Source organism: Psychromonas sp. B3M02 (assembly GCF_003318165.1).
In the GTDB taxonomy this organism is placed as follows: domain Bacteria; phylum Pseudomonadota; class Gammaproteobacteria; order Enterobacterales; family Psychromonadaceae; genus Psychromonas.
In genome coordinates, this window is the sequence record NZ_QOCB01000115.1 from 25,680 (window position 1) to 49,790 (window position 24,111).

Here is a 24,111-nt window from a genome sequence, read left to right on the forward strand (position 1 = left end):
ATTTATCTTTCACGTAAGCAATTTAATGTGTCAATTGGTATGCAATCGCGTCGACAAAAGCAGGAATGTCATCGGGGTTACGGCTAGTGATTAATTTTCCATCTACGACTACTTTTTTATTTTCCCAGAGTGCCCCCGCATTTTTTAAGTCTGTTCTGATACTTGGAAAAGAGGTGACCTTTCTATTATTTACAATGTCAGCTTCTGCTAATAACCAAGGACCATGGCAAATAGCAGCGATAACTTTTATGTTGTCTTCTTTTGTTGCTTTTTGAGTCAACGACACGACCTGTTGATTGGCGCGTAATATGTCTGGATTGATTTGACCACCAGGGAAAGTAATACCGTCATAATCTGAAAGGGTTATATCGCCAACTTGTTTATCGACGTTAATTTTATCGCCCCATTTATTGACATCCCATCCACAAATTTCTTGATTGTTATCGATTGATACAACATCTACTTCTGCACCCAGTGCCGCTAAACTTTGTTTGGGTTGAAGTAATTCGCTTTGCTCAAAACCATCGGTTGCAATCATTGCTATTTTTTTATTTTTAAGTGAATTGTTGTTATTCATTCTGCCTCCCATTCAAAGAGATTAATGAGTAATCGCTAGTGCTTGATGTGTGTAGCGTCTATTCTGGTTGTTTAGTTACTTTTGACATTGCAATAGCTTTTGACATTGCAATAGCAATACCATGTTGTAGAAAAATGGTATATATCAATTAAAACAGTTGTTTGGAGTATTTATAGGCGTTGCAGAGTAATGAATACATTGAAATGAATGATGTAATATTTTTATTTATAAATGTAATATTTTCATGGTGTGGTTACTTTTACCAATCTTGAAATGTTTGTATTTCAGTAAATAAATACCCTTATTATTTTTTTAAATAGTGCGATAAATACGCATAAGAGTATTAATTTTTTAAGGGGGGAATGTTAGCTTTGAATCATATTGATATAGAGTTAAAAGCCTTATAAACACTTGCTCCAGATTCATCTCTATTATAGATGAAAGTTGTCTGTTTCAATCTGTTAACTCAACCTATTTCCTGATGCAATACTTTGTATCTGCCTCCATAAAAAACACTGCCTATTTTTGAACTGTAAACCCATGGCATGTTATTTGCTCTAATGTTTACTGTTACACGAATATGTTAACCGTGGAAAGTGGGTACTAGGTTGTTGAAATCATCGCTTAGCCCTTTCCAAAGACTCATTTACATTTAAGGATTAACCAATGGATATCATTAGAATCATTTTTGCTGTTTTATTGCCACCACTAGGTGTTTTTTTACAAGTCGGATTCTCATGGACATTAGTCTTGAATATCATTTTGACGCTTTTCGGTTATATCCCGGGGATTATCCATGCGATTTGGGTTATCGCAAGAAAGTAACAAAATAGATTCGGTTTAATACTTACCGGTTGGGATGGTCAGTAGGTGGACACCGAAACTTAGCTCGTTCCCATGCTGTGCATGGGAATGCATATGTACTTAGATAAGTTGGTGTTAAGAGTTTGGTTCAACTGCGCTTAGGCAGAGAGGGTGAAGAGGCAAAGGGTTGAGAGAGTAGGTTGAGAGAGGACACCCATAAACTTTATTGTTTACTTAACTCCCTCAAAACAATATTTCCTTACCAATAACTTATCGTAGAAAGTACCGAAAATAGTTAGTTTCGTTATTTAAAATAGTGGTGTGGCCTACTTTTTTATTCAACTAATAACACAATTTTTTGTTAAATCTCCAATGTAAGCTGCTTTGAGGTTTTCTATTGCACATGTAATCATTGCAACTCTTGTTTCTGAGGTTGCAGAGCCAATATGGGGGAAGAGTGTTACATTTTTTAACTCCATTAAAGGAGAGCTTTGTGGAAGTGGCTCGACTTGGTAAACATCCAAACCTGCGGCTCTTATTGTTTGATTTTTTAATGCGATGGCGAGTGCATCTTGGTCAACTACATTTCCTCGTCCACCATTAATGAAAATGGCTGAACTTTTCATTAATTCAAGCTCTCTTTGGCCAATGAGTAGGTCTGTTTGTTGATTAGCGGGTAATATTGAGCAAACAAAATCTGAATCAACTAATAATTCGTCAAGCTCCATTTTTTGTGCGTTGAAGTTTTTTTCTGCTTTTGAGTTTACACTGCGGTTATAGTAATTTATTGGCATGTCAAACCCCAAATTCGCTCGTTTAGCAACGGCATAACCTATGCGCCCCATACCTAATATGCCGAGTTTTTTACCATGAATATCGACACCAAAATAATCATCTTTTAAGTTATTAGACCATTTGCCGGATGTCACGAAGTTATTTAACTCAGTGGTTCGTCTTGCTGAGCACATGATTAAAGTAAAAATAGTGTCAGCAGTAGTATCAGTTAAGACATCGGGAGTGTGCATTAATGCAATGTTGCGTGATTTCAGGTACTCAAGATCAAAGTGATCATAGCCAACTGAGATGGTTGATATTACTTTTAAATTCAGAGCGTGCTGTAAAATTTCTTGAGGTAATTTAACGCCAGAGCCAATTAAGCCAATGGCATCTTTAATTTCATGGATAAATTCTTGTAAATTACTTTCATCAATTTTATCAAAACAGATAAGGTTAAACATTTGGCTTAATAATAACTGCTGTTGTTCTGGGATTTTTTTATATAACACAACTTTATCTTTCATCATTTTTCCTTTTAAACCGTTTTGATAGGGAGGCAGACTAAAGTGTTAAATTAATTATTCATGGCTAAAAATGATATAAATAGATCATGGAAAGTAGATCTTGGGCACCCATAAACTTTATTGGTTGATTCACTCTCCAAAAACAAGACTTACTTAGAAATAACTTACTGTTAACAAGGTTATATCTCTATTTAGTCTCAAGGTTTTTCAATAATAATTCTGCTTTCTCTGTGATTGTATCATTCGGATTAAAGCTGAGTGCTTTTTCAGCGAATGACTCTGCTTGAGAATTTCTGCCTTGGCGGTAGTTTAATTCAGCTAATTGTAAATAGATTTCAGGGTTACGTGGAGAGATTCTGATTGCTCGCTCTAAGGTTCGTGTTGCTCCCTGTAAGTTCCCTTGACTTTCTTGTTGCTCTGCAAGGTTTAATAATGAGTTTAATGCGGAGCGTCGCTTAACGTTATTATCATTACTGTCTGTGGTCGTGCTGCTTGAGTTGGGTGTTATCGGGTCTGTTACCGGTGCGGTGACAGTCGGTTTGGTGCTACAGGCCCATAAAAAACTAGATAAACAAACAATAGCAATTTTGTGATGCTTCATTATTTTCTCCCTTTAATCGGTTAAATTACGGAACCAGTCGATGACTTTATCCGTTGCTCCGCAACGTTTCTCTTGTGTTGGTTCACTGCCACTTATAAATGGTAATTGAATTGCGTTATTACAATTATCTTCTCTGCCAACACCTGTTTCGCTATCAACCCAACTTAGGGTGATATTTTGGGGTGGCGTATTTTGTAGAGGTTGATAAGCGCGTGCTTTGAAAATATCTGCCCAAACACGTAGCGCACCACTTGAGCCTGTTAACCCTGTTGATTTGTTATCATCACGGCCAAGCCAGACGACTGCTTGCATATCTTCTGAAAACCCTGCAAACCAGCTGTCTCGTAAATCATTTGTTGTGCCTGTTTTTCCTGCAACAGCAAAGTCTGGTAATAACCACTCTAACGCTTTAGCTGAGCCTTCGTGCGTAACAGCCTGTAATGCGTGGCGTAAGGTATAAATAGAACTGGAATTGAATCGTTTTTCAATATCAATAGGGTAGCTAGTGAGTAATTCTCCGTGTGCATCCACAACTGAGCTGATTGCTAATAACGGTGTGTAAAATCCACCGGATGAGATGGTTTGATACATTTTAGCCACATCAAGCGGGCTTAATTCTGCGGCTCCTAATGTAATAGCGGGGACAGCGGGAATATCACTATCAACGCCGAGTTGTTTGATGGTTGATAATATATTATCTAAGCCTAAGTCATTACCTAAACGAGCCGTTGCTTGGTTGTATGAATGTGCTAATGCTTTATATAAAAGCACATCACCATGATCTTTTAAGTCATAATTTTTAGGTGTCCAACTGGTGCCGTTAGGTAATTTCTGTTCGTAGGCATCATCACTGATCAGGGTAGCTAAAGTATATTCTTCACTTTTTTGTAATGCGGTTAAATATACTGCGGGTTTCATTAATGAGCCGATTTGTCGACGCGCATCTATAGCGCGGTTAAACCCTGCATATTGAGTGTCGGTGCCGCCTACGATTGAAGTAACTGCACCTGTATTTGGTTGTGTAACAATCACGGCTCCCTGTAACTTATGATCAGGATCTGACTGTTTTTGTTTCTCCATTGCTTTAACTAAGCTAGCTTCAGCGGTTTCTTGAATTAGCGGGTTAAAGTGGGTGAAAATAGACAAACCATTTGAGCTTAAATCTTCTGCTTTATAATCATTCTGTAATTGTCTACGCACTAGGTCTAAATAAGCTGGGTAACGTTTATGGCCACTGGCACTTCGTTCACCAACTTCTAGTGGCGCTTGCTTAGCTAATTCAGCTGCATCTTGATCGAGGCGATCCTCTCTTACGGCAATATCTAACACCAAATTACGGCGTTTTAATGCGCGTTCAGGGTTACGCCATGGGTTGTAAAAACTTGCGCCACGTACTAATGCCACTAACAGGGCTTGTTGTGAAAGAGATAAATCCTTTAGATCTTTTTTGAAGTAATACTGACTGGCTAAACCAAAGCCATGAATGGCACGCGGACCATCTTGACCAAGGTATATTTCATTCATGTATCCTTCTAAAATATCGGCTTTGCTAGCATGAAACTCCAATAATAACGCCATCAGCGCTTCTTGTGCTTTACGAATTAATGTGCGCTCTGGTGTGAGGTAATAGTTTTTAATCAATTGTTGCGTTAGTGTTGATGCACCTTGTGAGAATCCACCATTTTTAATATTGGTCACCATTGCTCGTGCAATACCACGCGGTGAAATCCCGTGATGGTCATAAAAGTCTTTATCTTCAACTGCCACTAACATTCCTTGTAAAGAATCAGGAACATCTGCCAGTTGTACTAAGATTCTATCTTCATTGTGTGAAGGGTAGATGCCACCGATCACCAAGGGCTGTAAACGTACTAACGCTTTATTTTCTTCGCTTTCTAGTTTTGATACAAAGCCATTATTTAAGGTGATGTTGATTTTTTGTGCTGGCGCTAACTCATCACTAAACTGAAATTTAGGGATAAATATTGTGACCTTGTTGCCATTGAACAATGCCTGACCTGGTTTCTTAACGTCTTGAACAAAACGATAACCAAGCATGGTCATCTCTTCACGAAGGTCTGTCAACTTGAGTGGTAAGCCTTCATATATCTCTAGAGGTCGAGCATAAACGGTAGATGCAACTGACCACTGTTTATCTTTAAACGTTGAATTAACGAGGGAGTCTAAGTAGAGGAGGATACCGCTGGCGATGATGACTAATATTATTAATATAGCCCATTTTTTATTCAATTTTTGACGAGTTTTCGCGTGTTTATCAACCAATGTAAGACCTTATGAGAACGAGAAATAAAAAGTAGTCGCATGGTCACTTACAGAGAAGGTGAATTGCGATTTTTCATTGAAGTAAAGGTCTAGGACAGCTAGCTAGATAAGAAAGTTCACGAGCATTTTAAATCTTGTAAATCTTGACCATATATGTCCTTAACTATCTTGCCTTAATATTAAACATGCCTGCATTTACTACTAACCATCTAATCAGCTTTAATTTTTTTATTTTTGAATATAAAGGGAGTGCTTCGTTAATATTTTCGGTTATCATTTACCTTTATATTTCTATTCTCAATATATGGCTGTCCTAAACTCTTTATGAAAGATATTAACTTTAAAACGGTATTTAACGATATTTTTATTGAACTGCAACCTTTGGAAAATAAAGGGGTTGCGGCTTCTTATATTCCTGAGCTGGCGAAGATTGAACCTGATAAATTAGGGATTCATCTAGTACATATTGATAAAGGTAATTTTTATCAAGGTGATAGCCAAGAGCGCTTCTCGATTCAGAGTATCTCTAAAGTATTTTCGCTTACCTTAGCGATGCGTATTCTTGGTGGTGAGTTGTGGTCACGTGTTGGTGTGGAGCCATCGGGTACGGCGTTTAACTCTTTAATACAATTAGAAGTTGAGAATGGTATTCCTCGTAATCCATTCATTAACGCTGGGGCCATTGTTATTTGTGATGTCTTGATGTCTTATCTGGATGACCCTAAAGCTGATCTATTAAATTTTGTAAGAAAAATAGCCAATAACCAAAGCTTACAATATAACGAAAAAGTAGCTGAATCTGAGAAGCTCACTAGTGATAGAAATAAAGCGCTGATCTATTTAATGCGTGATTTTGGAAATATTCACAATGATGTGGATGAAGTCTTAGATCTGTATTTTTATCTTTGTTCGATTGAAATGAATTGCTGTGAATTAGCACATTCATTTATGTTTTTAGTGAGTGGTGGTGTTGACCTGACAACGGGAGAGATGATTGTCAATCCAAGTCAGGCTAAGCGTATCAATGCGGTGATGCAGTTATGCGGGTTTTATGATGAAGCAGGGGAGTTTGCTTTTAAAGTTGGGTTACCTGGTAAAAGTGGTGTCGGTGGCGGCATTGTTGCATTACATCCGGGAAAATATGCTGTAGCGGTATGGAGTCCTCGATTAAATAAAAAAGGGAATTCATATATGGGAATGAAGGTGTTGGAATTGTTAACCACTAAAATGGAAGACTCCATTTTCTAGTCTTTATCGTGCCGTTTTAGACTTTGGATTTAACCTAAATTAATCTGTTAAATTTGGGCTAAATTATTTTTAAATTTATGAGAAATATTGCTATCTATTTTTAATTGTTAGGAACATAATCTCGCCGTTAGCAGAGTGCTCAATGCCTCGTATAACGTACGTCAAAGGGTTAGTAGTTGTTTATCTTAATGAAAGGAAAGCATCGTGAGTAAAGGCCAAGACAGTAAAAAAGACGGCAAGAAAAAACCGCTTTTAACAGCCAAAGAAAAAAGAGCAGTAAAAGTTGCTAAAAATGCCAAAGTTGGATTTTTAGGTAGATAGATATTAGATGAAAGGTCATCAATTTAACGATGACCTTTTTACATGATATTCAAGCTTTCTACTGCCTTGTTAGTCAACCTTTTGGGCGCATTTTTTCATTTGCCCACTCTGCAAACTCTTGTAATGTACAACTATCAGTTGTCCCTTTTCTGTCACCATCTGCAATACGATATATGACTAGATAACGAGATGGATCTTGATGCTCTCGCTGGTCGATTATTTGGCGCACAGACCACTGCCTCCCGGGTTTGCTATTGGTATAGTAAGCACCAAGTTCCAATACAAACTGTTTAATCAATTCTTCGTGGTAAATTGCATCAGCTAAATCAACCACGCGTTTTATTTGTTCGTCACTGGCATCAATCACTAAATCTGAGCGTTTTATGGCTTGATGAATATGTTGCATCTTAATGCGTCTTGTATCGGGGTGATAGCCAGCGCTTTGGTAGTGCATAAAACTTTGTGGATAGCGCCTCCAATGAAATAGGTTATTAAAAATCATCGCGATTAAGAATAATATGCTGCAATTGATTAGCGTTGGTGTGATCACATACCAATAACCAAGTCCATGGATAGTTGGTCCACCGATTACTGCTGCTAATGCTGTTGCTCCACCTGGTGGGTGTAAACTTCTCGTTAAGTGCATGACTAAAATAGATAATGCTACGGCAACTGGTGCTGCGATCAACATAGGCTCTATCAAGGTTGCACAAGTTACACCAACAATAGCGGAAAAAATATTACCTCCTAAAAAAGCCCAAGGCGTCGATAGCTGACCGTGAGGAACTGCAAAAAGCAATACTGCGGAAGCGCCCATCGAAGGCAAGATAGCCACTGAACCCGCATCCCCTGTAAAGTAGACGGTTGCATAAAAACAACAAAATATAGCTAACATGCCACCTATTGTTGCGACGGTTTTTTCTGAGTTAACGACGCTACTTTGAATTCCTAAAAATCGAATAATTGCCTGAATCATTTGTTATCACTTATGTTATTTATTTTTATTATGATTTGCAGCTGGATACTATTAATCCAAACCTCCCACAAGACGATGGAGGATATAGGGTGAAGTCTTTAAATCAAAGTAAACTATTTGAATAAGGTATGTTAAATTTGATGGGTATATATGTTAATAGGATTCAATGGTGAACATTTGAGGTATACGCTTGGATAAACTTCGTTAGGCGTGTTATTTCTGTTACCTTTATTTCAAACTATTCACAAATATCATTAATATAGGGCTGCACCTTACAACGACAATTATAATGATAAGGATTACTGATTTTATGAACAAAACGATTGAGACTATGTTAAGTCACCGTTCGATTCGCCAATATACTGATCAGCCTATAGAGAAATCACAACTGGATACGATTATTCAAGCTGGATTAGCGGCTTCTTCTTCAAGTATGCTGCAGGTTGTGTCTATCATTAGAGTGACAGATAAAAGTAAACGTAAGTTGTTAGCTGAATACGCAGGTAATCAAGTGTATGTTGAAAAGGCGACGGAATTTTTAGTTTTTTGTATTGATTACCAACGTCATGCGAGCATTAACCCTGAGGTACAAGCGGACTTTACAGAGCTGACACTGATTGGCGCTGTTGATAGTGGCATTATGGCGCAAAATTGTTTGTTAGCAGCTGAATCAATGGGGTTAGGTGGTGTTTATATTGGCGGGTTACGTAACAAAATTGAGCTGGTGGATGAATTGCTAGAATTGCCACAGAATACATCAGTATTATTTGGGATGTGTTTAGGTTATCCTGCCCAAGATCCTGAAGTTAAGCCACGTTTGCCTGCTAATGTGATTATGCATGAAAATCAATATCAGCCGCTTAATATGGACGATATTAAAGGTTACGATCAAGTGATTCATGACTACTATGCAAGTCGTAGCAGTAACCAAAAACAAAGCACTTGGTCAGAGCAAGTAACAGGGCAGTTATCTAAAGAATCTCGCCCACATATCCTGCCATACTTAAATAAAAAAGGGCTAACGAAGCGTTAATGATTAGCCATACTCGCGTGATAAGTAAATAATCACGCGAGTCAGTTATTGCTAGTATTAGGTTAGTATTCTACTGTTTTTAAAACAAACTCTCCGGCTTCATTTTCATCTGCAAATAACCTTTCATCATATTCAAAGTTTGAGGGGTTGGCGTCTATTACCTTATGCTCCCCCCAATAAATATGCTCTGCATCTTGTGAAAAACGATCTGCAATGAGTTCAAAGGTGTTGGCATCTACACCTTCAATAGGGCTTCCAAAATAAAAAACTTGATCGCCAATTCTTGTAAACTCTTTGCTGTCTCGATCCAGAACAATCACTTGATCGGCGGTGACACCCTCTAATTTTTGGGTTCTTGAGTAGACGTCGTTATTGTAAGCAAAGTATTCGTAGGCAATATCTTCAACCTTATCACTTGGCACAACAATAACCGTTGTTGGCGATAAATGTAGCTCTCTCCACTTCCACCTTTTAGCTAACTCATTCGCTTCTGATCGATTAACCTCTGCTGCAGTTTTATTGTCTACGATATAACCATTGTAATAGAGGTGGTGCTGATCCTTTGCAATCGTATCATTTAACACTTTGAATGTGTTTGGGTCACTTTCTGGAATAGGGTTGTTGAAATAATATGCTTGGTTTTTATCTTTTCGGTAATAAGGCGAGATAACAGTAAAGCCTTCTGGTGTCATTACTTTTATTATTTCACCGTGTGAATAAACATGAACTGCATCCTTTGAGTATTGGTCATCAATAATCTCAAATTGACTACCCAGCACACTGATTAGCTCACCTTGATAAAATATTTGGTCGCCGTGTTTCAAATACTGAAAGTTTGTATGGTCGACTAAAGTTGGTTCAACTTCACGCGGAATTTTGATATTAGTATCATAATAAAGGTAGTTTTTATCCATAGCATATAATCCAACTAGGAAGCTAAATGTGTCTGTATCAGCTCTTTGGATAACTTCTCCGTAACAAAATACTTTCCCATTGCTAATGAGGTAACCTGAGTTCTTCGCATTTTTACCAAAGGTCGAGGTGACATTGACGATAGAATCTGGCGTGACATCACTAATCGGTTTGCCGTTGTAATAGAGGCGGTTGCTATCTTTTGCGTATGATTGGTCGATAACCTCAAAGCTATTAGGGTCAGCACCTTCTATATCAACCCCTCCAATTTGAAAGAAGTTACCATCTAACACAAAGATAACTTTATCTTCTTGCAGGTAATATTGGTTACTTAAATTAGCGTTTAATACCGTCGCATTATGTGTGCGAGGGCTGCTAACATAATAGGAGAAAACTGACACTATTAATGCATAAAGCACAAATATCACAAGTAACACTAAGCCTATCCACATAAGTATTTTCATTTATCTACCCCATTTATTATTAATTATTATTAGTTGTATATAAAATAATATATTTATATAAATTTTAGATGTGATTGTCTATGTTTGACTTCATCTAAATTTGTTTAATACGCTAATCTAAATATTAAACCCTTCCTTTCTTTACTTTGCTTGATGTGACTATTTGACTCTATAAAGGTATCGATTTTATCACTGTAAGCAAGGACAGGTATCACATGTTTATATTCAATAATGGTGTTTTTAGTGATGAATATTTTATTTGTATGCTATATTAAGCTATATTTTATGGATTTTTCATTAAATTCATCATGTTCAGTTCATGCTCTCAACTATACTTGTAGACGAAGCACTTTTTATCTGTTCTTATTATTTTATGGATATTAAATGAGGGGGCTTATTTGAGCGAATTTTTTATTGCGACCATCATTGCTGGAACTATTTTTTTATTAGCGAGTTTAGTAAGTACGTTGCGTATTTGTAGAAAAACATCGTTAGCATCTTGGTATCTTCTTTTTTATTTCATTATCTTATTTATTATCGGTTATGTCGGTATCCTCTACTACTTTGTCTCTTTCCCGATAGACACAATGCTTGTTTCTATTGTTGCTTGTATCTTGTTTGGCGGCGGAGCATTTGTTTTTTTGGTGATCAAACTAAGTTATGGCAGCTTATTGAGTATTGAAAAAGCGGTTGAAGTACAGCGTTATCAGGCGGAGCATGATGCATTAACCGGATTACCTAACCGTAAAATGTTTTTTAAAAACCTGGCTAAAACGCTGGCAGATGATACGTCTTGTTCGGTTTTATTTATTGATTTAAATGACTTTAAACAAGTTAATGACACCTTTGGGCATCATTTTGGGGATCAATTATTAATTGCTACTGCACGGGGGATACAACAAAATATAAGTAATTATGCATCACTATATCGAATCGGTGGTGATGAGTTTGCGGTATTGACCACCTATCAAAGCGCCAATGGTTTAGAACAATGTGTTGATATTATTACCAAAGTAGCAAAGCAACCGGTGGAGATTGATGAACAGTTTATTAATGTTCGCTTGAGTATTGGTGTTAGTCATTACCCGCAAGATAGCGTTGATATGCATGAATTAGTAAGGTTTGCTGACCTCGCTATGTATGAAGCTAAAAATACCAAGCAAACACTGATTTTTTATCATGATAAATTAATTCAAAAAGAGAGTAACTTCTTATTGATGACCACTAAAATTCAAACTGCTATTGAAGCAGGGGAGTTTCTTTTATTTTATCAACCGGTTATTTGCGCAAAAAGTGGCGAAGAGCATGGCTTGGAAGCCCTGATTCGATGGCCTCAGCCTGATGGTAGTTATCTTTCACCTGAGTACTTCATTAAGATTGCAGAGCGCAGTACACTTATTTTGTCTCTTACTAAATGGGTGATTTTTGAAGCCTTGAACAATTTACCCCGTTTATATGAAGCGGGTTTTAGTGGTTCGCTGCATATTAATTTATCTGCTCAAGATTTAAAAAGTCACGACTTTTATGAGTTTATTTGTTCATTACATGAAAATGACACGACGATAACCGATGTACTGGTTTTTGAGATCACTGAAAGTGCGATGATGACGGATATAAAGTGCGCAAGAGAGATAATTTTAGCGCTGACTGAAAAAGGTTTTCAATTTAGTATTGATGATTTTGGGACAGGTTTCTCCTCGTTCTCTTTATTAAGAGAGTTATCGATCAATCAGATCAAAATAGATCGCTCCTTTGTGAGTGGAATGCTTACTCAAAAAGCGGATTATGCCATCGTGAAGTCTATTGTTTTTTTAGCTGAGCAATTAGATTGTAGTGTGGTTGCAGAAGGGGTTGAAGATTATGAAACAGAGCAAGCCTTGATCAGCTTAAATTGTGATTATGTACAGGGTTTTTATTATAGCCGACCTTTACCCATAGAAAATTTAAGAATGAATATAAACCATTTTAAAAAATCCATTAATGAGTTTAATTAAGATGCAGCCGTTTTCGATAAAATTAGATGATTTGTTAGGCAATGAGATTATTTTCTTGTTACAAGAACACCTACAAGATATGCATGCAACTTCTCCACCTGAGAGTTTACACGCCCTAGATTTGGAAGGGTTAAAAGATCCTTCTGTGAAATTTTGGACCATCTGGGATGGCGAAAATTTAGCTGGGTGTGCAGCGCTTAAGCAGTTAAATGAGCAACAAGCAGAAATAAAATCAATGAGAACGGCTAAACATTATAAACATCGAGGTGTCGCTTCACGCTTGTTACAGCATATTATTACTCAAGCTAAACTGAAAGAATTTAACCAGTTAAGTCTTGAAACGGGGTCAATGGATTATTTTTTACCTGCCCATGCTTTATATTTAAAACATGGTTTTACTTTTTGTGGTCCATTCTCTGATTACCAGGCAGATCCTAATAGTAAATTTATGTCTTTAGATTTAACGTGTAGAGTATCGTATTAACTTTACCTAACTGAGCCTTAATGCTGATGAATAAAATAGAAATTAAATATTGTAAAAAATGCCGCTGGTTAATGCGTTCTTCATGGATGGCGCAAGAGTTACTAAGTACCTTCGAAAATGAGTTAGATGAGGTTGCCTTACAACCAGGAGAAGGTGGGATTTTTGAAATGTATGCAAATGGCACGCTCATTTGGTCACGTAAAGAGATGGGCGGTTTCCCTGAAATCACTGAGCTTAAACAATTAGTGAGAAATGTGATTGCACCTGATAAAGATCTTGGCTGTATCGATCGTAAAAGTAATAAGAGCTAGGTTATTACTACAATGTCATTAATTGCTGATACACCCAAACCACCTTATTACGCGGTTATTTTCACCTCAACACGCACTGAAGGCAATAACGGCTATGCAACGACTGCGGACCGTATGGTGGAACTTGCTTTACAACAACCCGGTTTTTTAGGGATTGAATCAGCACGAGAAGAGGTTGGGATAACTATCTCTTACTGGTCTGATTTAGCGTCTATCAAACAGTGGAAAGAAAATGTTGAGAATAGAGTAGCCCAGAAAATGGGGCATCAACATTGGTATAGTGAGTTTAAGGTACGTATCAGCAAAGTAGAGCGAGATTATGGTGCTGAGTTTGAGCGTTAAGTACGGTAGCTTTTAGTACTGTATTGGCTATCGTTACTTTATAATGCTAAATCAAATGAGCGGTTACTCCTCAATATCTAACATATTCAATTCTTCGTTATTTAAATCGTGTACCACTAAGTCCAGTAAGTGCATTAACTGTTCTGCTTGTGTGCTATCAATACTATTAAACTTACACTGTATTTTATTTGGTATATCACTGGCTTGCTGTTTAAGAGACTGCCCCTGTTTAGTTAATTGAATAAGACGTTTACGTTTATCTGATTCATCTTTAATCACCATTAAGAGTGCTTTGTCTGTCATCTTTTTTAAGATTTGTGTCAAGGCACTGCCATCAATCGCAGTTTTCTCAATCAAAGCGGCAATAGTTATTTTATCTTCTTCCCATAGTGCCATCATTACCACATACTGAGGGTATGTCAGGTTAATGTCGGCTAATAGAGGTCGATAAGTGCGGGCAATGCTATTCGATGCCATGTACAAACGGTGACATAATTGGTTTTTTAATTGTAGTTGTGCATATGACATGGCGACTCCTTTTATCAAACATTTTAATTTGCATGCAAAGTATTTGCAATTGCTATTTATTCTAGTTATTATTTTGTGTGCAAAATAAATAAATTTTATTAATCTCAACGTTGGAGTTCATTATGAATGTATTACAAGAAGTCGCTTACACAGCTAACGCTACAGCAACAGGTGGCCGTGAAGGTATCGCTAAGTCTGATGACGGTCGTTTAGATGTTAAACTATCTACTCCTAAAAACTTAGGTGGTGATGACGGTCAAGGTACTAACCCTGAGCAACTATTTGGTGCAGGTTACGCAGCATGTTTCATCGGTGCTCTTAAGCACGTTGCTGGTGCTGAAAAAATCGCATTACCAAGCGACTTATACATCAACTCTGAAGTATCTATCGGTCCAATCGAAGGTGGTTTTGGTATCGCTGTTAAATTATCTATCTCATTAGGCGACATGGATAAAGCACAAGCTGAAACATTAGTAGAAAAAGCTGATTTAGTATGTCCATACTCAAATGCAACACGTGGCAACATTGCTAAAGAACTAGTGATCATCTAATCACAGTGTTCATTCGTATTAAGTGTTAATACGAATAGTAGATAAGAACCGCTGATCGTTTAACGATCAGCGGTTTTTTTATGCAGAATGTACCACTGGTTTTTTTTGGCTGTTATATTTCACCTGATATACTACTAATAATAACAAGCAAATAATTAATGCGAGACTAGTACTGCCTAATACACCTTGCCATCCCCATTGCTCATAAAAAGGCGCGATGAAGAATACACCTAAGCTAGCACCGCTGTAATAAAATAAGCTGTATAACGCCTGCGCGCTACCTTTACCTTTTTTCACTGAGCGACCCACTAAAGTACTTGCTTGTGCATGACAAAAGAAAAAACCAAAAGCTATTAAGATCATGCCTAGGGTCATGACTGATAAGTTTTGATGACTTAATAAAAGGTTAGCGGCCAACATAATGAAAATACCTGTTGCAACACCTGCAAGCTGCCCATAACGATTACCAAATTTACCTGCCAATGAAGCGCTCATTGTGCCACCTAAGAAGGTTACAAAGATCAAACTACGTAGTGCACTAGGTAATTCATAAGGTGCCGCTTCTAAGACACTCATTAAGTAACTAAATAGGTTAACAAAACAGCCAAAACCAAGACCAATGATGATGTAGATAATAAGAAGCTGTGGAGTTTGTATATGTTTAGCAAACATATTTAAGCTAGGTTTTAGTTGGAGTTTTTGTTTGGTGAAGTGACGTTGTTTTGGCAACGCAACATAAACGCCAATAAATAAAATTGCCGTGACAATTGCCATTCCAAAGCCCGTTGCCTGCCAGCTGCCTAGTAAGTCAACAGATGCGCCACCAATTAAACGACTGCTGATGCCACCAATGGTGTTAGAAGCGATATAAAAGCCAACAGCCGTTGGTAGCCAGCTTTTTCTTAACTCTTCTCCTAATAACGGAATAGCCACAGCAGGGCATACTGATAGCAAAGCACCTTGAATAAAACGTAATGATAAAAATACCGTGTAGTTTTCTACCATAGGGAGCATGAATGAAATAGATAAGCCTGCAATCATGCCTTTTAAAAGAATAGGGCCTCGTCCAATTGAGTCGGAAATGCTGGCAAAGACTAATAACCCCAAGCCCATACCTAACAAAGGGGCTGACATCGCTAAGTTAGCTGCTAACAGGCTAACATTAAATTCCTGCTGTAAGGTTGGAAGTAATGGTTGTAACCAGTAGATATTAGAAAATGTCACCACTGAGCATAGACAAACAGCGATAACTAAACGATTGTAATGTGTGAATTTTTTCATTTTTTTGACAGAAGCCCCTTGTTTGATACGCGCATAATAACCGCCTAATTTAAATAAATAAATTCTGTTGTTTTTATGTTATCCATAGATATAATTTATGGGTGTTTAGATCAATTTATAGGGATAAAAAAGTGGAATTTAGACAACTACAACACTTTGTTGCGATCGTGGAAACGGGAAGTATTTCTGCAGCCGCTCGTCACCTTTTTTTGGCACAACCGGCGATTAGTGCAAGTATTAAAAAACTAGAAAATGAATTGAATATGCCCTTATTGCATAGACGTGAGCGTGGTGTGTCGTTAACTGAAGCAGGGGCCAAATTTTTACAGCATGCTAAACAGATTCTACAGCAAGCTAGTGATGCGAAGTTAGCGATGCAAGCAATTGAAGGCTTAGATCAAGGTGAAGTAGATATCGGTGTACCACCTATGCTCGGATCCTATTTTTTACCCCCTTTATTAATGGCCTTTAAACATCAATATCCTGCATTAGGTATGAATATCATCGATACTGGCACACGTAACATCCGTAAGCGTTTGTTAGAAGGTGATTTGGAACTAGGTGTTGTAGCTGACCACGATTTACCACCTGAATTTGAAACCGGTAAACTGATGCGAGAGGAGATGGTGGTATGTATGGCTGCCGATCACCCTTTAGCGAAGTTTGATAAAATTGAATATGCTGAGTTTCTGAAGTATGAATTAATACTGTTTGGTAAAGGTTATTACCATCATTCATTAATTGAAAGGATCAGTCAGAAAGAGAAAGCCAGCCCTCAGATAGCATTTACCAGTAATCTACTGCCTTTGATTAAGTCGATTATTCGTAAAGGTTATGCGATCTCTCCGATGTGGAAAGTGGCGATTCAAGATGACGATGAAATTATTACTCGTCCTTTTGTAGAGCCTTTCTGTATTGACCTTAGTTTGGCATGGCGAAAGGACAGTTATCTTTCTCGTGCGAATCAGGTATTTCGAGATTTTATTTTAGAAGAGGTTAAAAATAAGCGATAGTAGTGAGGTACCTACGATTAGGTACCTCATTAACTGATTAATAGCTTTATTTATTGCAACTTAAACTTCTTAACTAATAGGTCTAGCTGATTGTTAGCTGAACTTAGCTCTTCAGTACTATCTAGTGTTTCTTGGCCATTCATTTTCAATTGTTGTACCATCTCGTTGATAGTCGTCATATTACAACTTACCTCTTCGGTAACAACACTTTGTTGTTCCGATGCTGTTGCGATTTGAGTACTTAAGTCATTGATATGAATTATAAAGTTAGTCATGTTATCTAGGCTGTCTGTTACCTTCGCTGTATTTTCAGCCGTTCGTTGACAGCTACTTCTAGTGATATCCATTGCTGCGACTGCATTGTCAGCATCTTTACTTAATATTGTAAGTATTTGGTTGATTTCACCTGTACTGCTTTGTGTACGTGCAGCTAAAGAACGCACTTCATCAGCAACCACTGCAAAGCCTCGTCCTTGTTCTCCTGCTCTGGCTGCTTCTATCGCTGCATTTAGGGCTAATAAGTTGGTTTGATCTGCTATTTCGCCAATAACACTCAATGCTTTAATAATTTCTTGGGTATTGTTACTCATGGTATTAATGCTTGCTGAAGCAGAATCAACCTCGTCTACTAATGCAATAACACTATTTGAAGCCTCTGTGACAATTTGTTTTGATAATATCGCTTCATCATTAGCTTTTTGTGTATTCGTTGATGTATCTGCTGCGTTTTGTGCAACACTTTCAGAAGTGCTACTCATTTCTGTAATAGCACTGACTACTTGATCTGTTTCACTTGCATGAGTGAGTAAGGCATTATTTGATTTTATTGACTGCTCATTTAATTGTTTTGTTGTAGCTGTGATATTTGAGGAAGCTTGTGAAATATCAAGCATCATAGATTGCAGATAAATAATAAAATTATTTACAGATCGACTAATATCACTTAATTCATCGTTATTCATAATCGTTATGCGTGATGTTAAGTCTGCTTCACCAGTGGATAGCGTATCAATACGATCTTTTAATATACGTAAATTTTTCATAATCGCCGTAATGATCCAAACAACTATTACAAATGATAAGAGGATTAACACACTTGCTGTAGTGATCATTGAGGTGACTTGTTGATCAAATATATTTTCAGTAACTTCTGTTAAGCTGTTTTGAACTTCAATAATATCGTTTTCATATACACCTGTAACAATAGTCCACCCCCAATCTGGGAAGATATTTCGAGAATAGGTTATTTTGTTTTCATGTTGCTTTGTTGCCGGGTTTTCATAAACGACTTTTACTATTGCTTCTGTTTTACCTTTAATACCATTTGCAATTAATTTAGTACTGTCTGTTGCTGTATTTATGATTGATTTTTTAGGGTGAGCAATGATCTCCCCCTCTTTATCTTGAATCCAGAAGTATCCATTTTTTCCATATTTAGCAACGACCACTGCATGCAAGGCGTCGCTTATCTTATCTGCTCGTAACGTACTTATATATTCTCCACTAGCAATAACAAGGTCTAAAGGTGCAAAATAAAAAGAAGCCGTAATTTTATCTTCTTGAGTATTTGTTGTTGGGTTGGTAAAAGCATATTCGCTAAAGCCTATCTCATTATCTTTAGCGGCTTTAACAATATCTCGGACAAAATATTTACCGTCTCCACTGACCTTATTGTAATCATTTACACCTATGTTATTTAAATTACTCCCGTAAGCTTTTGCTATATAAGATGACGCATTATAAGCAAATAAATAACGGCCATTATTCCAGCGGTATTGGTTTATAAAGTTATAAATACTTGTTTCAGCTTCTGCTTTAGAATTGCTATTTTCATAGATATTGTTGAAGGTTGAGCTGAATTCAGACATTTCATCAGCGAGGCCTTTTTTAATATTCTCAATTTTTGAATCGTTATAAAAACCAGTTATTGCATAGGTGATGGTATCTATTTGACCTTTAAGGTTATTGTTGAGTACTTCAGCTAGTTGTACTTGTACATTTTCTTTTTCTTTATCGAGTACATAATTTTCAGTCTCAATAGAAGAATAGATAAAAAATGCCGCCATAATTAATAGCGGCGCACATAGTGTAATCACTAGCTTTGTTTTGATAGTTAATGATACGGACATTTATATTCCTTGCTTTAGATATTTAATTACAGGAATTATAGACCAGAAAGAAGGGGATATTTTTAATAGTTACTACTTTAGTGATATTTATCAATTCTGCTGATATTTCCCAAAAAATAGCTTAATTTTAGATGTTTAGGTGAGAAGGAAGTGTTGATTTTTTAGAGGGAAGGGGCCTTAGGTATTTATTTAGTATAGGTTTGTGTTGGTTTTAGATTAAAAAAAGGGACTCAATGAGTCCCTATGTAATAGGTTATTCGGCGCTTAGTTTAATAAACGTGCGCGGATAGTACCTTCAATTTGTTTCAGTTTTTCTAATGCTGTATCTGCATCTTCACTGTTTACATCAATAACTACGTAACCAATATTTTCATTCGTTTGTAAGTATTGTGCTGCGATGTTGATGTCGTTGTCAGCAAACGCCAAGTTGATCTTAGTTAAGATACCTGGTTGGTTACGGTGAATATGTAGTAGACGGCTTGCACCTTTATGTGCTGGTAAAGAGACTTCAGGGAAGTTCTTAGAAGACAATGTTGAACCGTTATCAGAGTACTTAACCAGTTTACCCGCTACTTCGTAACCGATATTTTCTTGTGCTTCTTGCGTACTACCACCAACGTGTGGCGTTAGGATCACGTTATCAAATTCACGTAGAGGAGATTCAAACTCTTCTGTGTTTGATTTTGGCTCAGTTGGGAATACATCAACCGCTGCGCCCGCTAATTTTTTGCTACGTAATGCATCACAAAGTGCAGGGATGTCAACAACAGTACCACGTGCAGCATTCATGAATATCGCACCATCTTTCATTTGTGCGAATTCTTCAGCACCCATCATATTCTTTGTTGAATCAACTTCAGGTACGTGCAAGCTAACAACATCTGATTTAGCTAATAACTCTTTCATGCTTGCTACTTGCGTTGCATTACCTAATGTCAGTTTGTTTTCAATGTCGTAGAAAGAAACATTAAAACCTAAACCTTCAGCAAGAATACCAAACTGTGTACCGATATGACCGTAACCGATAATACCTAGATTTTTACCACGCGCTTCGTATGATGCAGTTGCAGACTTATCCCACTCACCACGGTGAGCTTTAGCGTTACGCTCTGGAACACCACGTAATAATAGTAATGCTTGACCAAGTACTAATTCAGCAACACTACGTGTATTAGAGAAAGGCGCGTTAAATACAGCAACACCTTTTGCTTGTGCTGCGTCTAGATCCACTTGGTTAGTACCGATACAGAAACAACCGATAGCCACTAGTTTCTCTGCTGCTGCTAATACTTTTGCATTTAGGTTAGAGCGAGAACGGATACCGATGAAATGTACGTCTTTAATTTTTTCAATTAAATCTTCTTCACTTAATGAAGTCTTAATACTTTCAATGTTTGTGTAACCCGCATCAGTGAATGTTGCCACTGAACTAGGGTGTAAACCTTCTAGTAGAAGAACTTTAATTTTATCTTTATTGAGTGAATACTTAGTCATTGTATTTCCTTGAGCCTTATTTAAAGGTGAATGGACAATTTTGCGAATAATTTTAGTGCGCGTAAAATAGCAAAAATAGTCGTCATTGTGAATCTGAGAGTGCTGTTTCCTATATGCTAAAATGAAACAACTTATTACTGACGACTGTTGTGCGATTACGCTAGATTGACTCTCACTGTATTGAATCTAGCCGAGAGCCAACTTTACATTTATTTTAAGGTATCTACACCGCTATCTGTACCAACGAGTACCACGTTAGCTGCGCGGTTTGCGAATAAACCATTCGTTACAACACCAACAATTGAATTGATTTGGTTTTCTAACGTTAATGGTTCAGCAATTTTAAGATTATATACATCTAAAATAACATTACCGTTATCTGTTACTACGCCTTCACGGTATACCGGGTCACCGCCTAATTTAACTAATTCACGTGCAACGTAACTACGCGCCATTGGAATCACTTCAACAGGTAGCGGAAATTCACCCAGAATATCGACATTTTTAGTATCATCGACGATACAAATAAACTTATCAGCAACGGCTGATACTATTTTTTCACGTGTTAATGCAGCACCACCACCTTTAATCATGTGGTTGTATGGGTTAATTTCATCTGCCCCATCAACATAGATGCTCAACTCTGACACTTCATTAAGGTCGAACACTTCAATGCCAAACCCTTTTAATTTTTCAGTGGACGCTTCTGAACTGGATACTGCACCAACAATGTCGTTTTTGATGGTTGCTAATGCATCAATAAAATGATTAACCGTTGAACCTGTACCAACACCGACAATGGTATCTTTTTCTACATATTCTAGGGCTGCATAAGCGGCTGCTTTTTTCTTGTCGTCTTGCGTCATGACTTTTAATCCTGTTCTGTGAGAGTGAGTCTTGAAAGTGGCGCGATTATACCCTTAATTACGCTGTTAATTTAAGCTAAATTTATGAAAAACCGTGAATTAATTGTGGGGTTTATTTTTTGTCTGAAAAAAGTAAATGTTGTTGCGGTGTTATTATCTCTGGTAAGGGCACATCCCAAGCTGCAATGGGCAATGATTTTACGCATTGACAGTCATGTGCTAAACCGATTGGATAAGGCCCTGATTGGTCTGTAAACCAAGGGGCTAACAGACGATCATAATAACCACCGCCCATACCAATACGGTTACCTTGTGTATCAAAGGCAACTAAAGGTGTGCATACAATATCTAATTTCTCAGCGGGGAAAATTTCAGGGTGCTCTGCAAGGTGAGTTAACTGTTCAGGAGCTTGATTAAATAAGCTAGCCAGTTTGGGCTCTTTGATACCATAGCGGTTGATGATCATCTCTGTATCTGCTTGATAAGCTAAAAAGAATAAATGGCCTGTTTGCGTTGGATGCACCATAGGTAAATAGACTTGTTTACCTTGTTGCCAACACCACTCAATAAACGGTGTTAGGTCTATCTCTCCATCATAAGCTAAGGTCACTGAAATATGTTGCGCTTGTGCAATACGAGTATGTTGTTGCAAACGTAAAAATAAATCGGCAGAGGCAATTTGTTGCTGTTCTTCACTTAATGCTTTTCGTGCTTGGCGCACGGTTTTTCGAATCTTGTCACGCTGAGAAGTAATAATAACCGTCACCAATAAGTTGTGTTGAGATAGCTAATACTTTATCAACAATACAGTTATACACACAACCAAAGAGATTGATTAAATTCAGTGTGGGAAAATTTATATAGGGATGTTTTTAGGGACGTAAAATACTGAATTTGAAACGCTGAGTTATTGTTATAAAAACAATGAAAAAATCAACTGGAAATGAGTTAACCCAAGGATACCGCTGTTGACTGTGACCTTGAACCCGAAGGTCAAGGTGGTGTATCAGTGCTTACCGCAGGTTTCTCGATACTAGTCGAGTTTACACAATAGTAATCAACCTAATTCACCAGGGTAATACTTATCGGCTCAGGGACTTAGTCAAGATTAACGGGTACCCGAGGGTTAAATAAACTGTACCTACTTTAATTGGGTTTTTAAAGGCTTTTTAAGAAAAAATGGGAAGTTTGTGACTGCTTGATGTTTTTTTACACACAATATTTACCACGCTAATTAATGGCGTTATTTTGTGTACGATCTTTGCTTGATAACTAGACTTAAGGAGTAGGCTTGGGAAAATGGTTTATGTTTCAATTCTTTGTCTTTCATTTGCTATTTTTCATTAAAATTAGCCGACTAACTTAAGGACGATTAAGAGGTATTAAGAGGTATTAAGAGGTATTAAGAGTGATTAAGTGGAATTAAAATAAAAATTGTTATAAATACCGAAACCGTTAATTTTTTATGTTAAGTGGTGTCGGTATGTTTTTAAGGCTGGATATAAAACCAAATGAATAAGGCGTTATTAATTCTGTGTGAGATTACTCTTCGCTTGTAGGTGTTTTATCTAAAGCACCATTAATTGCATCTTGTAATTGTTGAATACGGTTATTTAATTGGTCTGTCTGTGCTTGCATTTCTGCTTTGATCGTATTGAGTTGATGGCGATAGTTTAATGCAGCCATCACCACTAATTGATCATTACGTAGATGTCTGGTGTTGCTTTTCATCTCTTTAAGATGCTCATCAACTTGAGCAACAGTCCCTAGCAGGTTGTCTTGCTCACCGTCAGGGCAGCCGATTTTATACTGTTGGCCTAAAATAGTGATATCAAGATGTGCCATAATGCCCCCGTTAAATTGATTAAATAAGGGAGTGGTCTGTTTCCCTAAAAAAAATGTTGTATTGTGCGCGAACTATATCGACCTAGCTATCAAGTTTCAAGTACTTACTGGCGACGAGATCCCGTGGATGATAGAATAAGTTAACTATCTTTCGTTTATTATGAGTGTCGCTATGAATTCTGCTGTATTACCAAGTTTTGATAAAATTTCGCAAGCCCTTGAACAGGCGGAGCTATTCACTAATGCCGCGGAGACCCATGGGGTACTATCTGGCTTTGTATGCGGTGGCATCGCATTGGATGATAAAAGCTGGCAGCCATTGTTTAATGATGTGGTGAATGAAGGGATGGGGTTACCCTCTGAGCTGAAAAAACTGATCGCTGAAATCTACGCTGACGTAGTAAAACAATGTACAGATGATGGACTAGGATTTCATTTATTACTTCCAGCGGACGATAAACCCTTAGATGAGCGTGCAGAAGCAATGGCGCAATGGGCTCAAGGTTTTTTAGTTGGTTTTGGTATGGTGCAACAGTCTCTGAATCAAGCATCGGAAGATGTTCAAGAAGTGATTCGTGATATTCGCGATATTTCTCAACTATCTCTTGATTTCGAACAAGAAGATGAAGAGTCAGAAATTGCATTTACAGAAATTGTTGAGTACCTTCGAGTGAGTGCGATGTTATGTTTTAATACTTTTTCTCGTCAAACATCGTCACCTGTTTCTAACACACTGCATTAATCTGAGAGCTT

23 protein-coding genes and 1 other RNA gene are annotated in these 24,111 nt (G+C 37.4%); 10 read left to right on the forward strand and 14 right to left on the reverse strand.

The window, feature by feature from the left end; all coding sequences use genetic code 11:
• Nucleotides 1–22: 22 nt before the first annotated feature.
• Complete coding sequence (locus tag DS885_RS12895; RefSeq protein WP_113819834.1) at nt 23–577, reverse strand: DJ-1/PfpI/YhbO family deglycase/protease; 555 nt, start codon at nt 575–577, stop codon at nt 23–25.
• A 666-nt stretch (nt 578–1,243) separates the two neighbouring features.
• On the opposite strand from DS885_RS12895, the gene DS885_RS12900 reads away from it, so the two are divergent.
• Nucleotides 1,244–1,402: a YqaE/Pmp3 family membrane protein gene (locus tag DS885_RS12900; RefSeq protein ID WP_113819835.1), complete on the forward strand. Its 159-nt coding sequence runs from the start codon at nt 1,244–1,246 to the stop codon at nt 1,400–1,402.
• A 317-nt stretch (nt 1,403–1,719) separates the two neighbouring features.
• On the opposite strand, the gene DS885_RS12905 is transcribed toward DS885_RS12900, so the two are convergent.
• The 3 genes from DS885_RS12905 to mrcB form a co-directional block, all read right to left on the reverse strand.
• On the reverse strand, nt 1,720–2,682 hold the full coding sequence (locus DS885_RS12905) for a 2-hydroxyacid dehydrogenase (protein WP_113819836.1): 963 nt from the start codon (nt 2,680–2,682) through the stop codon (nt 1,720–1,722).
• A 187-nt stretch (nt 2,683–2,869) separates the two neighbouring features.
• A complete protein-coding gene (locus DS885_RS12910; RefSeq protein WP_113819837.1) occupies nt 2,870–3,283 on the reverse strand; it encodes a tetratricopeptide repeat protein in 414 nt (137 codons plus the stop codon).
• 12 nt (nt 3,284–3,295) lie between these two features.
• Nucleotides 3,296–5,566, reverse strand: a complete 2,271-nt coding sequence (gene mrcB / locus DS885_RS12915; RefSeq protein ID WP_113819838.1) for a penicillin-binding protein 1B — start codon at nt 5,564–5,566, stop codon at nt 3,296–3,298.
• Between the two features lie 324 nt (nt 5,567–5,890).
• Here mrcB and DS885_RS12920 point away from each other — a divergent pair, with 324 nt between their 5' ends.
• Complete coding sequence (locus tag DS885_RS12920) at nt 5,891–6,814, forward strand: glutaminase (RefSeq protein ID WP_113819839.1); 924 nt, start codon at nt 5,891–5,893, stop codon at nt 6,812–6,814.
• 394 nt (nt 6,815–7,208) lie between these two features.
• On the opposite strand, the gene DS885_RS12925 is transcribed toward DS885_RS12920, so the two are convergent.
• Entirely contained in the window at nt 7,209–8,111 is a 903-nt protein-coding gene (locus DS885_RS12925; RefSeq protein ID WP_113819840.1) for an HPP family protein, read from the reverse strand.
• 310 nt (nt 8,112–8,421) lie between these two features.
• Here DS885_RS12925 and nfsA point away from each other — a divergent pair, with 310 nt between their 5' ends.
• Nucleotides 8,422–9,144: an oxygen-insensitive NADPH nitroreductase gene (gene nfsA, locus DS885_RS12930; RefSeq protein WP_113819841.1), complete on the forward strand. Its 723-nt coding sequence runs from the start codon at nt 8,422–8,424 to the stop codon at nt 9,142–9,144.
• A 62-nt stretch (nt 9,145–9,206) separates the two neighbouring features.
• Here nfsA and DS885_RS12935 read toward each other — a convergent pair whose 3' ends face one another.
• A complete protein-coding gene (locus DS885_RS12935) occupies nt 9,207–10,520 on the reverse strand; it encodes a DKNYY domain-containing protein (RefSeq protein ID WP_113819842.1) in 1,314 nt (437 codons plus the stop codon).
• A gap of 398 nt (nt 10,521–10,918) precedes the next feature.
• Here DS885_RS12935 and DS885_RS12940 point away from each other — a divergent pair, with 398 nt between their 5' ends.
• The 4 genes from DS885_RS12940 to DS885_RS12955 are packed head-to-tail and all read left to right on the forward strand — an operon-like array spanning nt 10,919 to nt 13,651.
• Nucleotides 10,919–12,514: a putative bifunctional diguanylate cyclase/phosphodiesterase gene (locus DS885_RS12940; protein WP_113819843.1), complete on the forward strand. Its 1,596-nt coding sequence runs from the start codon at nt 10,919–10,921 to the stop codon at nt 12,512–12,514.
• Between the two features lies 1 nt (nt 12,515).
• On the forward strand, nt 12,516–12,998 hold the full coding sequence (locus tag DS885_RS12945; RefSeq protein ID WP_113819873.1) for a GNAT family N-acetyltransferase: 483 nt from the start codon (nt 12,516–12,518) through the stop codon (nt 12,996–12,998).
• A 26-nt stretch (nt 12,999–13,024) separates the two neighbouring features.
• Entirely contained in the window at nt 13,025–13,309 is a 285-nt protein-coding gene (locus tag DS885_RS12950; protein WP_220149699.1) for a SelT/SelW/SelH family protein, read from the forward strand.
• Between the two features lie 12 nt (nt 13,310–13,321).
• Nucleotides 13,322–13,651 carry an antibiotic biosynthesis monooxygenase family protein gene (locus DS885_RS12955; protein WP_113819844.1) on the forward strand — a complete coding sequence of 110 codons (330 nt, stop codon included), beginning with the start codon at nt 13,322–13,324 and terminating at the stop codon, nt 13,649–13,651.
• A gap of 63 nt (nt 13,652–13,714) precedes the next feature.
• Here the strand turns inward: DS885_RS12955 and DS885_RS12960 are convergent, their stop codons facing one another.
• The gene (locus DS885_RS12960; RefSeq protein WP_113819845.1) at nt 13,715–14,179 is read right to left on the reverse strand and encodes a MarR family winged helix-turn-helix transcriptional regulator; all 465 of its coding nucleotides are present in this window, start codon (nt 14,177–14,179) and stop codon (nt 13,715–13,717) included.
• 122 nt (nt 14,180–14,301) lie between these two features.
• Between DS885_RS12960 and DS885_RS12965 the strand changes: the two genes are divergently transcribed.
• On the forward strand, nt 14,302–14,730 hold the full coding sequence (locus tag DS885_RS12965) for an organic hydroperoxide resistance protein (protein WP_113819846.1): 429 nt from the start codon (nt 14,302–14,304) through the stop codon (nt 14,728–14,730).
• A 78-nt stretch (nt 14,731–14,808) separates the two neighbouring features.
• On the opposite strand, the gene DS885_RS12970 is transcribed toward DS885_RS12965, so the two are convergent.
• Nucleotides 14,809–16,011 carry an MFS transporter gene (locus DS885_RS12970; RefSeq protein ID WP_113819847.1) on the reverse strand — a complete coding sequence of 401 codons (1,203 nt, stop codon included), beginning with the start codon at nt 16,009–16,011 and terminating at the stop codon, nt 14,809–14,811.
• Between the two features lie 131 nt (nt 16,012–16,142).
• Between DS885_RS12970 and DS885_RS12975 the strand changes: the two genes are divergently transcribed.
• On the forward strand, nt 16,143–17,024 hold the full coding sequence (locus DS885_RS12975; protein WP_113819848.1) for a LysR family transcriptional regulator: 882 nt from the start codon (nt 16,143–16,145) through the stop codon (nt 17,022–17,024).
• Nucleotides 17,025–17,074: 50 nt separating this feature from the next.
• Here the strand turns inward: DS885_RS12975 and DS885_RS12980 are convergent, their stop codons facing one another.
• The 6 genes from DS885_RS12980 to DS885_RS13005 all read right to left on the reverse strand — a co-directional run bounded on the left by DS885_RS12980 (nt 17,075) and on the right by DS885_RS13005 (nt 23,358).
• Entirely contained in the window at nt 17,075–19,153 is a 2,079-nt protein-coding gene (locus tag DS885_RS12980; protein WP_113819849.1) for a methyl-accepting chemotaxis protein, read from the reverse strand.
• A 264-nt stretch (nt 19,154–19,417) separates the two neighbouring features.
• Complete coding sequence (serA, locus tag DS885_RS12985; RefSeq protein WP_113819850.1) at nt 19,418–20,647, reverse strand: phosphoglycerate dehydrogenase; 1,230 nt, start codon at nt 20,645–20,647, stop codon at nt 19,418–19,420.
• Nucleotides 20,648–20,856: 209 nt separating this feature from the next.
• Entirely contained in the window at nt 20,857–21,513 is a 657-nt protein-coding gene (gene rpiA / locus DS885_RS12990) for a ribose-5-phosphate isomerase RpiA (protein ID WP_113819851.1), read from the reverse strand.
• A gap of 112 nt (nt 21,514–21,625) precedes the next feature.
• Entirely contained in the window at nt 21,626–22,234 is a 609-nt protein-coding gene (locus tag DS885_RS12995; RefSeq protein ID WP_441344267.1) for a 5-formyltetrahydrofolate cyclo-ligase, read from the reverse strand.
• 225 nt (nt 22,235–22,459) lie between these two features.
• A non-coding RNA gene (gene ssrS, locus DS885_RS13000) (6S RNA) lies at nt 22,460–22,643 on the reverse strand.
• A gap of 412 nt (nt 22,644–23,055) precedes the next feature.
• Complete coding sequence (locus DS885_RS13005; RefSeq protein ID WP_113819852.1) at nt 23,056–23,358, reverse strand: cell division protein ZapA; 303 nt, start codon at nt 23,356–23,358, stop codon at nt 23,056–23,058.
• 172 nt (nt 23,359–23,530) lie between these two features.
• Between DS885_RS13005 and DS885_RS13010 the strand changes: the two genes are divergently transcribed.
• Nucleotides 23,531–24,100, forward strand: coding sequence for a UPF0149 family protein (locus DS885_RS13010; protein ID WP_113819853.1), 570 nt, complete (start codon nt 23,531–23,533; stop codon nt 24,098–24,100).
• The last annotated feature ends 11 nt before the right edge of the window (nt 24,101–24,111 follow it).

Excerpts from the sequence above, each read along its gene's own strand:
- DS885_RS12895 (WP_113819834.1), bottom strand. The coding sequence starts at position 577 with ATGAATAACAACAATTCACTTAAAAATAAAAAAATAGCAATGATTGCA.
- DS885_RS12900 (WP_113819835.1), top strand. The coding sequence starts at position 1,244 with ATGGATATCATTAGAATCATTTTTGCTGTTTTATTGCCACCACTAGGT.
- DS885_RS12905 (WP_113819836.1), bottom strand. The coding sequence starts at position 2,682 with ATGAAAGATAAAGTTGTGTTATATAAAAAAATCCCAGAACAACAGCAG.
- DS885_RS12910 (WP_113819837.1), bottom strand. The coding sequence starts at position 3,283 with ATGAAGCATCACAAAATTGCTATTGTTTGTTTATCTAGTTTTTTATGG.
- DS885_RS12920 (WP_113819839.1), top strand. The coding sequence starts at position 5,891 with ATGAAAGATATTAACTTTAAAACGGTATTTAACGATATTTTTATTGAA.
- DS885_RS12925 (WP_113819840.1), bottom strand. The coding sequence starts at position 8,111 with ATGATTCAGGCAATTATTCGATTTTTAGGAATTCAAAGTAGCGTCGTT.
- nfsA (WP_113819841.1), top strand. The coding sequence starts at position 8,422 with ATGAACAAAACGATTGAGACTATGTTAAGTCACCGTTCGATTCGCCAA.
- DS885_RS12935 (WP_113819842.1), bottom strand. The coding sequence starts at position 10,520 with ATGAAAATACTTATGTGGATAGGCTTAGTGTTACTTGTGATATTTGTG.
- DS885_RS12945 (WP_113819873.1), top strand. The coding sequence starts at position 12,516 with ATGCAGCCGTTTTCGATAAAATTAGATGATTTGTTAGGCAATGAGATT.
- DS885_RS12950 (WP_220149699.1), top strand. The coding sequence starts at position 13,025 with ATGAATAAAATAGAAATTAAATATTGTAAAAAATGCCGCTGGTTAATG.
- DS885_RS12955 (WP_113819844.1), top strand. The coding sequence starts at position 13,322 with ATGTCATTAATTGCTGATACACCCAAACCACCTTATTACGCGGTTATT.
- DS885_RS12960 (WP_113819845.1), bottom strand. The coding sequence starts at position 14,179 with ATGTCATATGCACAACTACAATTAAAAAACCAATTATGTCACCGTTTG.
- DS885_RS12965 (WP_113819846.1), top strand. The coding sequence starts at position 14,302 with ATGAATGTATTACAAGAAGTCGCTTACACAGCTAACGCTACAGCAACA.
- DS885_RS12970 (WP_113819847.1), bottom strand. The coding sequence starts at position 16,011 with ATGAAAAAATTCACACATTACAATCGTTTAGTTATCGCTGTTTGTCTA.
- DS885_RS12980 (WP_113819849.1), bottom strand. The coding sequence starts at position 19,153 with ATGTCCGTATCATTAACTATCAAAACAAAGCTAGTGATTACACTATGT.
- serA (WP_113819850.1), bottom strand. The coding sequence starts at position 20,647 with ATGACTAAGTATTCACTCAATAAAGATAAAATTAAAGTTCTTCTACTA.
- rpiA (WP_113819851.1), bottom strand. The coding sequence starts at position 21,513 with ATGACGCAAGACGACAAGAAAAAAGCAGCCGCTTATGCAGCCCTAGAA.
- DS885_RS13005 (WP_113819852.1), bottom strand. The coding sequence starts at position 23,358 with ATGGCACATCTTGATATCACTATTTTAGGCCAACAGTATAAAATCGGC.
- DS885_RS13010 (WP_113819853.1), top strand. The coding sequence starts at position 23,531 with ATGAATTCTGCTGTATTACCAAGTTTTGATAAAATTTCGCAAGCCCTT.